This is a genomic window from Actinomadura darangshiensis (assembly GCF_004349235.1).
Lineage (GTDB): Bacteria > Actinomycetota > Actinomycetes > Streptosporangiales > Streptosporangiaceae > Spirillospora > Spirillospora darangshiensis.
This window is the reverse complement of record NZ_SMKY01000336.1, coordinates 1-8,990: the sequence shown is the minus strand read 5'-3', so window position 1 is coordinate 8,990 and position 8,990 is coordinate 1. Positions and strand designations below refer to the sequence as shown.

10 protein-coding genes and 2 pseudogenes are annotated in these 8,990 nt (G+C 69.4%); 9 read left to right on the top strand and 3 right to left on the bottom strand.

The window, feature by feature from the left end; genetic code table 11:
- Positions 1–266 precede the first annotated feature (266 nt).
- On the bottom strand, positions 267–1,217 hold the full coding sequence (locus tag E1293_RS40395) for a cation diffusion facilitator family transporter (protein WP_243717295.1): 951 nt from the start codon (positions 1,215–1,217) through the stop codon (positions 267–269).
- Positions 1,218–1,585: 368 nt separating this feature from the next.
- On the opposite strand from E1293_RS40395, the gene E1293_RS40390 reads away from it, so the two are divergent.
- The 7 genes and pseudogenes from E1293_RS40390 to E1293_RS40365 all read left to right on the top strand — a co-directional run bounded on the left by E1293_RS40390 (position 1,586) and on the right by E1293_RS40365 (position 6,967).
- Positions 1,586–2,383, top strand: a complete 798-nt coding sequence (locus E1293_RS40390) for an SAM-dependent methyltransferase (RefSeq protein ID WP_132204328.1) — start codon at positions 1,586–1,588, stop codon at positions 2,381–2,383.
- A gap of 388 nt (positions 2,384–2,771) precedes the next feature.
- A complete protein-coding gene (locus E1293_RS40385) occupies positions 2,772–3,902 on the top strand; it encodes a hypothetical protein (RefSeq protein WP_132204326.1) in 1,131 nt (376 codons plus the stop codon).
- 147 nt (positions 3,903–4,049) lie between these two features.
- Positions 4,050–4,817, top strand: a pseudogene (locus E1293_RS40380) (helix-turn-helix domain-containing protein); the annotation flags it as partial.
- Positions 4,818–5,043: 226 nt separating this feature from the next.
- Entirely contained in the window at positions 5,044–5,256 is a 213-nt protein-coding gene (locus tag E1293_RS40375; protein ID WP_207939390.1) for a hypothetical protein, read from the top strand.
- Positions 5,257–6,070: 814 nt separating this feature from the next.
- Positions 6,071–6,268: pseudogene (locus tag E1293_RS50875) on the top strand (DUF5994 family protein); the annotation flags it as partial.
- Between the two features lie 38 nt (positions 6,269–6,306).
- On the top strand, positions 6,307–6,504 hold the full coding sequence (locus E1293_RS40370) for a hypothetical protein (RefSeq protein WP_132204324.1): 198 nt from the start codon (positions 6,307–6,309) through the stop codon (positions 6,502–6,504).
- A gap of 133 nt (positions 6,505–6,637) precedes the next feature.
- Positions 6,638–6,967 (top strand): STAS domain-containing protein, encoded by a 330-nt coding sequence (locus E1293_RS40365; protein WP_132204322.1) that lies wholly within the window; start codon positions 6,638–6,640, stop codon positions 6,965–6,967.
- 83 nt (positions 6,968–7,050) lie between these two features.
- Here E1293_RS40365 and E1293_RS40360 read toward each other — a convergent pair whose 3' ends face one another.
- Positions 7,051–7,530, bottom strand: coding sequence for a PP2C family protein-serine/threonine phosphatase (locus tag E1293_RS40360; protein WP_132204320.1), 480 nt, complete (start codon positions 7,528–7,530; stop codon positions 7,051–7,053).
- Between the two features lie 103 nt (positions 7,531–7,633).
- Positions 7,634–8,062: an IS200/IS605 family transposase gene (gene tnpA, locus E1293_RS40355; RefSeq protein WP_132204318.1), complete on the bottom strand. Its 429-nt coding sequence runs from the start codon at positions 8,060–8,062 to the stop codon at positions 7,634–7,636.
- Between the two features lie 14 nt (positions 8,063–8,076).
- Between tnpA and E1293_RS48970 the strand changes: the two genes are divergently transcribed.
- Entirely contained in the window at positions 8,077–8,442 is a 366-nt protein-coding gene (locus E1293_RS48970; protein WP_207939389.1) for a helix-turn-helix domain-containing protein, read from the top strand.
- Positions 8,439–8,990: RNA-guided endonuclease InsQ/TnpB family protein (locus tag E1293_RS48965; protein ID WP_341770246.1), on the top strand; the 552-nt coding region annotated here is incomplete at its 3' end. The genes E1293_RS48970 and E1293_RS48965, both read left to right, overlap by 4 nt.

The window sequence follows — 8,990 nt, the reverse complement described above, 5'->3', positions numbered from 1 at the left end:
GTCCGCCCCTCCGCCACCCGTCCCGCCCCTGGCGGCCCGGTCCCCGCTCCGGGCGCGGCACCCGAACTCCAAAGCACCAATTCCACTCGCTGACCCGCTCCCAGCCCTTCGACCCGTTGCCCCGACCGCCCCACGCGGCCGGGGCGAACGGCTGCGACGCTCAGGACCGGGAACCGTCCAGGAGGCGAGGACGGCGCAAGATCAACGCCTGGTTACTTCGCCGTCCACACTCTCTTCCGCGCCATCCACGATCGGGACTGGGGGGATCACCGGTGTCCCGCGAGCAGGGCGTGGTGGTCGATGCCGTCCGCCTGCTGCGGGTCGGTGTGGACCATGGCGGTGGCCAGGCGGGGCAGTGAGTGCAGCAGGGCGTGCTCGGCGGCGACGGCGACCTGGTGGGCGTCGACCACCGAGAGGGTGGGGGCCACCACGATCTGGCAGTCGGCCTCCAGCCGGTGCCCCACCCAGCGCAGCCGGACTCGTCCCACGTCCAGGACATCGGGGACGGCTTCCAGCGTCGCGTGCGCCTGAGTGGTGAGGTCCGGGTCGACCGCGTCCATCAGCCGGTGGTAGATCTGCCGGGCGGCCTGCCCCAGCACACCCAGGATGGCCAAGGTGATCAGCAGACCGATCACCGGGTCGGCCCATCCCCAGCCCACCGCGGCGCCGCCCGCGCCGACCAGCACCGCGAGGGAGGTGAACCCGTCGGCCCGCGCGTGCAGGCCGTCGGCGACCAGCGCCGCCGAGCCGATCTTGCGGCCGACCCTGATCCGGTAGCGGGCCACCAGTTCGTTGCCGGCGAACCCGGCCAGCCCCGCGGCCGCGACGACCAGCAGGTGCGACACCGGCCGGGGATGCAGGAGCCGGTCGATCGCCGTCCATCCGGCTGCGACCGCCGAAGCGGCGATGACCAGCACGATGACGATCCCCGCCAGGTCCTCGGCGCGCCCGTACCCGTAGGTGAAGCGGCGGTTGGGCAGGCGGCGGCCGAGGATGAAGGCGATGCCCAGCGGCACCGCTGTCAGGGCGTCGCCGAGGTTGTGCAGCGTGTCGCCCAGCAGCGCGACCGACCCCGACCACGCCACGATCACCGCCTGGACGAGCGTGGTCAGGCCGAGCACACCGAGGGAGATCCACAACGCCCGCATGCCCTCGGCGCTGGACTCGGCCGCCGCATCGACCTTGTCGGCCGCCTCGTGCGAATGAGGCCGCACCATATGCGTGACCTTCGCCCACGCCCTCGCCGCGGCACGCTCCTGCCCGTGGCCATGTCCGTGTCCATGCCCGCCTGGGTTCTGGTCGAGCGCGCGCTGCTGATCGCTCATATCACCCAGAATGACCCACGAATCCGGTTGCAGCATCTCGACAACAGCGCAGGTCACGCTGTTGCGACACAGTCGCGGGCGCGGCACGGGACGCCGGCCCGGCGGATCCGCCAATCAGGTCGCATTCATTTCCGTCCCACGACGGTCGCCCCCTTGACGGATACCGGCCAAGGACCTCGACCGTGTCCACCATCGGGGATACGCTGAGCGACTCGGGCTTTCGACCGATTACACCCAGACAGGGCAGGACTGTTGCGAACATGAGTGAGCACGAGTTCGTACCCCCCGGAGTGGACCCGACCCAGATGAGTCACGCTCGGGCCTACGATTACGTCCTCGGTGGCAAGGACAATTACGCGGTCGATCGCGAAGCCGCCGCACAGGTCATACAACTCGCGCCGGATCTGCCGGTGCTCGGCAAGGCACAGCGTAGGTTCCTGCTCCGGGTCACGCAGATGTGCGCCAAGGCCGGAATCGATCAGTTCCTCGATATCGGCAGCGGTATTCCGACCGCGCCGAACGTGCACGAGACCGTCAGGGCCATCAACCCCAAGGCCGGCGTGGTCTACGTCGACTACGACCCGCTCGTGACCGTGCACAACGGCGCCCTGCTGGCGGACGGCGACAGGGTGATCTCCATCCAAGCCGATGTGCGGGACCCGCAGGCCCTCATGAGTCACCCGGAACTCACCGAACTGATCGACTTCGATCGCCCGGTCCTGATCCTCTTCGTCGGACTCTTCCACCTGGTCGCCGACGAACACGACCCGGCGGGGGTGATCGCGCAGTACCGCGACCGCATGGCCCCGGGCAGTCATCTGATGCTGTCCCAGTTCTGCACCGACGGCAGCGACGAGGCCGCCAAGGCCAAGCTCGAAGAGATCTCGGTCAACTCGCCATCCCCGATGTGCTTCCGGCACAAGGACGAGATCGCGCGGTTCTTCGACGGCTTCGAACTGGTGGAACCGGGTGTCGTCGACGTCCAGGACTGGTGGCCTGACGAACCTGCCCCCCGCACCAAACTGAAGGTCGCCGCCGGAGTCGGCAAGAAACTCTAGGCCGCCCACCCTGATGGCCGCAGATAAGGAACAAGCCGCCACCCAGTCTTGACCACGCCCCAGACCTTTGCGCAAACGGCCAGCCGGGCGGCGGTCACGCGTCCCGCCGGTTGACCGCAGCGAACCCGGCCGGCAGCGCGACGGCGCCCGGCCGGTTCCGGCCAGGCCGTGGCCGGACGCCATCGGGAGGCGGCGTCCGGCGAATCTCGCTGACCTGCATTTCTGTGCGTGGGCAACGGGTGCGGGTGCTCTTCCCGGCGCTCTGGGAATGGAGCGGGCGAAGCGTAATCCGCGGCGTTATCGATCGGTTTAACGTAAGTGGCGCGGCGTGAGCGTCACGGTCCGAGCGTCTTGGTCGAAGTCTCGCACTGCTGGTTACATGCCGCATATGTCCAGTGATCCCGGCCCCACGTCCGCACCGCCGCCTTCGGACACGCCGCCCCATGTGACGATCGACCTCGGCAGGCAGAGCCAGGGCTGCGCGTTGGCGGGGGTCGTCATGGGGGTCGGCCTGTCGCTGGCCATGTTCGTCGCGGCCCCGGTGATGGCGGTCACCGGTGCGGGCATTCCCGCGATCATCGTGGTGCTGGGCATCGGAGTCCTCATGACGGCGGGCCTGGTCCTGGTGAAACGGAACTGGGTCCACCCGGCCCGGTACTTGATCATCGAGAGCGCCGGGCTCCGCTGCGTCACCTCGCGCCGCGCCGCGGTCTGGGAGGTCGGCTGGAACGAGCTGGCGGCCGTCTCGGTACTGTACGCAGACCTGTTTCTCGGTCCTGCCGACCCGGATTTCGCCGCACGGCATCCGACGCTGGCCTGGAGGCGGACGCAGGCCGGCCCCCCGGGCCACAGCTTCCCGCTACCGCCGAACGTGGTGAAGCAGGTGGACCACGCCCTGAGGGAATTCGCGGGACCGCGCCACCGGCAGCCGATGGCCCTGCCCGCGACGGTCCCGCCCGCGGCGGCTCCGCCCCCGATGGCACACCAGATCTGGAACATCCTCCGGTGGTCATCCACCCCGGGCTCGTCGTTGCGCAGACACATGGACCTTGCCGACCCCGACGTGCCGCTGGGCAGCGTGCGCCGGCCGCCCGAAATTCTGATCAGCATCTGCCTTTACGTGGTGTTCTGGCTGTTCGACTGCGGCTACGAACTCACAGCGGCGGACAGCGCGGACGAGCAGGTCGACAGCGTGCTCTACGTGGGCATCGGGACCATGGTGGTCGCCGGCCTGCTGGCCCTGATCTGGGTCGGATTCCCGCTCGCACTCTGGGGCGCGACGCTGTTCGGAACCAGGGTCGGAGCGGCGCTCATCGCCGGATTGGCCGCGGTGACCTACATGATGCACGGGGCCCTCGACAACGACGCGCTCGACGCCGCCGTGGGCACCGCCCGCGAACCCGACCCGCTGGTCACTCCCGGACAGATCGCCGCCTGGGGCGCCCTCCTCGCACTGCTCAGCGCGGGCATCCTGCTCGGACGGCCCCGCGTATGGACCTGGGCGGCCTCCCGGCTGTGACCCGCGACCCGCCGGGCCCCGAGCCGGGAGGCGCAGCCGGATGTCGGCGGGCTCCCATTGTTTCCGGCCTCAGGCGGGCCCCATGGTCGCGATGCCTGTCACTGGCAGGGTGTGGCCGGCGATGGGGCAGCGGCGAATACTGAGGCCATGGACGGACGACGGCAGCTCGGCGAGTTCCTGCGGACCCGGCGCGCGCAGGTGAAGCCCGAGGAACTCGGCGTGGAGACCTACGGTGACCAGCGGCGGGTGCCGGGGCTGCGGCGCGAAGAACTGGCCATGCTGGCGGGGGTGAGCGCGTCGTACTACGCGCGGCTGGAGCAGGGGTTGTCGTTCAACGCCTCGCCGCAGGTCCTGGACGCGATCGCGACCGCGCTGCGGCTGAACGAGGCCGAACGCCGCCACCTGTTCGTGCTGGCCGCCGGCTCGAAGGGCCGACCGGGCGGGCGCCGGGCGGCACCGGAACGGGTGGGGGAGGCGGCCCGGGAACTGATGCAGGCCCTCGCGGACGTACCGGCCGTGCTCTTGGGCCGGCGCAGCGACGTCCTCGCGTGGAGCCCTGCCGGGCACGCGCTGTTCGCCGGGCATCTGGACCTGGACCGCCCCGACCGCCCGGGGCAGCGCCCGAACATGGCGCGCCTGGTGTTCCTGGATGAGCACACCCGCGAGCTGTACGAGGACTGGCCGGCCAAGGCCCGCGCGGTGGTGGGCACGCTGCGGGCCGCCTCCGGGCGGTTCCCCCATGATCCGGCGCTCGCCGCGCTGGTCGGCGAGCTCTCGGTGCACAGTTCCGAGTTCGCCACGCTGTGGGCCGACCACAAGGTCAAGTCCGGCGACGCCGCGGTCTACCGGATGCGCCACCCGCTGGTGGGAGCGATGACCGTCACTCAGCAGACGCTGCGCACCGAGACGGGCCAGGTGCTCGTCATCGCGACCACCGAGGCCGGTTCGCCGTCGCAGGCCGCGATGACACTGCTGATGCACGCCGCGGCCACCCCTCGGCACGGCGCTCAGGCGCCGGTCGGGGAACCGCACCTCCCGGCGCGCGCTTCCGGAGTAGCCGGCCCGCACCCCCGTTTCCCGCTCCTTTTCAGAACACGACGGTCGCGCCTTCGGCGTGCCCGAAAACAAGAAGGAACCGCTCATGAACGAACTCAAGCTCGGCGATGTCACCGTCACCCGGATCGAGGAGATGCACGGTCCGGTGATGCCCGCCGACCAGTTCTTCCCCGACCTGCCCGCCGAGGCATGGCAGGAGCACCGCGCGAGCCTGGTGCCCGACCACCTGGGCGCCGAGGACGCCGTGGTCCACGGCGCCTTCGCGGTCAAGCGCTGGGCACCGATCACCCGGTACTGAACCGGACGCCAAGGCACCGCCGCACCGGTCGGCCAGTCGGGCCGTCATCGCTCCTTCCGCTGGACCCGTCGGGGTTCAATGTCCCAGTCTTCGTCGTCCAGTTCGCCCCAGGTCGGCTGGTCCTTGCCGGTCTGGGTGGCCGGTGGGTGAGCGTGTCTCGTGTCGGTGCGGCCGGGGGCAGCCGGAACGGTGCGGCGGCGGGTTCGTCCAAGCGGGGTTTGAGTCGCCGGCGGTGATGACCGCGTTGATGGCATCGCGGTCGGGCATCGGCCGTTTCCTGGACTCCCAGAGAAATTCGTTCACGCCCATCGCGTGGCGGGCGGTCAGGTAGGCCCGCGCATGCTGGACGCCCTGGGGTGCCGGAGCGGGCAGACCGATGGACACGACCGCGGGCGAATGGTGGACGGCGTCCGCGCTTGAGGGGATGTGCTGCGGCACGTGGCCCGGGACGGTGGGAGCGTTGCGGCTTGCCGGGACTGGATCGCAGCGGCGTGGTTTGCGGTGGTCACAGCGCTCATTTCCGGCTCACGTCGATCAGCGATCGTGACGTCCTTATCCACAGCGGGCGTGCTGCTCGTCCAGGGCCGTCCAGCTCGGGGAGGAGCGGGCGGCCCTGGACCAGGTCGGCACAGTCCCGCGGTGACCGGCCACTACCAGTTGACCGCGGCGGCCCGATTACGGACACAGGCAATTCACGCAGACGCCATCACTTGTGCTGATGGCCGACCGTTCGGCCTGGCCGGGGAGAGAAAATCTTTTCGCCCTCCCAGTGTATCTCCCAGAAATCATTTCTGCATTTTCCGGACATTTCTAAATAAATCAAGTAGGATCAAATCATCCGGCGACGACGACATCCCGTCTCAACGATCAGCCTGTCACCACCTTCGGCGGCTGCGGCTGCGCCCCCGTCGCCCTTCCCGGCACGGCACGAACCGCGCTGGACGGCGCCTGGTGGCCCCGATCGACCGACCCGGTCGCCGAACTGCCGGGCCTGATCCTGGCGCTGCAGGACCACGGCCCCATCGGCGACCACCGCCCATCACCCACGTCATGCTCCGGACGGACGACTGGGACGGCCGTCCTCGTCGGCTGGCAGCCCATCCCGCCAACCACCTGCACACCCCCGGCCTGCTCGCGGCCCTTACCGCACCGCCCGGTCCGGCGGATCGTGCCGGCACCCGGGACGACTCGGAGAACGCCTGGGAATCCGAGGGCGGGCGGTTGCGCGAAGACCTCGTGGCACGTTGACCCGCTACCTCGGTCCGCCCGTCATCCGGCGGGGCGCCACGGCCCATCTGCGATCGGAGATCGACATGACCACTTTCACCACCATCGGGCGTCGGCCGCGGGGAGCCTGGTCCTGGCCCCCGACGAAGTGAGGATGCCCGTCCACCGGCGCCCCGGCCACACCATCGTCGCGTTGACGGGCACCTTGGACGCCGCCTCCGCTCCAGCGCGGCGCGAGCATCTGATCGGCGCGATGCGGCACAGCGGCCGCCTGCTCATCCTCGACCTGGGGGAGGTGGCGTCCGCCGACGCGGCCGGGATCGCCGTGCTGATCGGCGCCCAGCGCCGCGCCGCCGGACTCGGCATCACCGTGCGCCTGGCCGACCCCGGCCCGCAGGTCGCCGCGCTGCTCCGGACCACCGGGCTCGACCGCGCACTCACCGTCCACCCTGCCCGGGACCGCCGCGCCGAACTCGCCGCATGACCGCGATCACACGCTGCGAATGACTCTCTCTCAAGAGAACGGCGTTCCTTGAGCCCTGGGCCGGCCGGCCCGGCATCCTGCGGTCACAGGAGTGGCCGGGTGAGGTGGTCGGCGGTGCCGCCGCGCCATTCGATGAGGAAGAGGGTGGCGTCGTCGGTGGTGATTCCGCCTCTTTCCCGCATGAGGGTGTAAGAGAGGTCCCGCACCATCTGCTGCACGGTCGCGCTGGCGGGGGCGACTCGTTCGATGGTGGCGATCAGGCGTTCCTCGCCGAACTGTTCCCCGCCGGTGGTGTGCTCTTCGACGAGGCCGTCGGTGTAGGCCAGGACACGGTCGCCGGGGTGGAGTTGTGTGCTGTTGATCAGGGGTGTCGCTCCGCCGACTCCGACGGGCAGCGTGCCGTGGCCTTGGAGTGCGCCGATGACGTGGTGGTCGCGGATCAGCATCGGGGCCGGGTGCCCGGCGTTGACCCATTGCAGGTCGCCGGTGCCGGCGTTGAGGCGCATCATCTGTGCGGTGACGAAGTGGTCGGGGCCGAACTGGGCGTCGATGGCGGTGTCCATCCCTTATCTTGCGTGGGTATCCCCGGCTTCAGCCGGGGAGGGAAACGCATCCTCGGACCGGAGGCGCGCAGCGCCGGAGTTCGCTCAGCCTCGGTCGTGAGGGTCAGATGGGCCGCTTCTGGCCCTCGATGTACTGGCGGACGATGCTGATCGGGGCGCCGCCGCACGATCCGGCGAAGTAGGACCGGGACCAGAAGACCGACCCCAGGCCGATGCGGTTGATGCGGCCGGTGTACTCGGCGCGCAGGTAGCGAGAACTGACGCCCTTCAGACTGTTGATCAGCTTCGACAGGGCGACCTTGGGCGGATAGTGCACGAGCAGGTGTATGTGATCACGCCCGCCGTTGAACTCCCTCAGCTCGGTCTCAAAGCTGCCGCACACCTCCCGCATGATCTCCTCGCACCGCTCCAGCATGGCGTCATCGAAGACGTCCTTGCGGTACTTGGTGACGAACACCAAATGAGCGTGGAGGTTGTAGGTGACGTGACGTCCGGTGCGGATATCGGGGTTCGGGTTCCAGCGTGGTGACATACGCCAAGGGTAGTATGATCAAGCGGGCCAACGTTGGGAAGTGGGTGGGCCGGATGATCCGTGCGTACAAGTTCCTCATGCGGCCCACCGTGGGCCAGGCGGCAGCGCTCGGCGAGATGCTGCGCGATCACTGCTCCCTCTACAACGGGGCATTGCAGGAACGCCGCGACGCCTACCAGCACGCCTCCAGGACGAGCATCAAGTACGGGCAGCAGTCCGCCCAGCTCAAGGACATCCGGGCCTTCGACCCTGAGCGCCAGGGCCGCTGGTCATTCTCCAGCCAGCAGGCCACCTTGCGCCGTCTGGACAAGGCGTTTGCCGCGTTCTTCCGGCGCGTCAAGGCCGGGGAAAACCCGGATACCCGCGCTTCCGGGGCGTGAACTGGTTCGACACGGTGGACTTTCCCAAGGACGGTGACGGCTGCCGGTGGGACTCCACCCCGCACGACCCCCTCACCCGCGTCCGCCTCCAAGGCGTCGGACACATCAAGGTCAACCAGCACCGACCCGTGGTCGGCACGGTCAATACCGTGTCCGTCAAGCGTGAAGGACGCCGCTGGTATGTGATCCTGACCGCCGAGCAGGCCCAGCCCGAACCGCTGCCCAAGACCGGTTCCGTGGTCGGCATCGACATGGGCATCGCCTCAATCCTCACCACCTCCAACGGCGAGCACATGGACAACCCGCGCCACGCCCGCAAGGCCGCCGCGAAACTCCAAGCCGCGCAGCAGGCCCTCGCCCGCTTCCCCCGCGTCCGCCGGGACAAGCGCACCGCCAACCACCGCCGCGCCGTCCAGAAGATTGCCGACCTGCACCGAAAGGTCCGCCGCCAACGCCTCGACCACGCACACAAGACCGCGCTTGACCTGGTCCGTGATCACGATGTCATCGCGCACGAAGATCTTAAGATCCGCAACATGGTCAAGGCC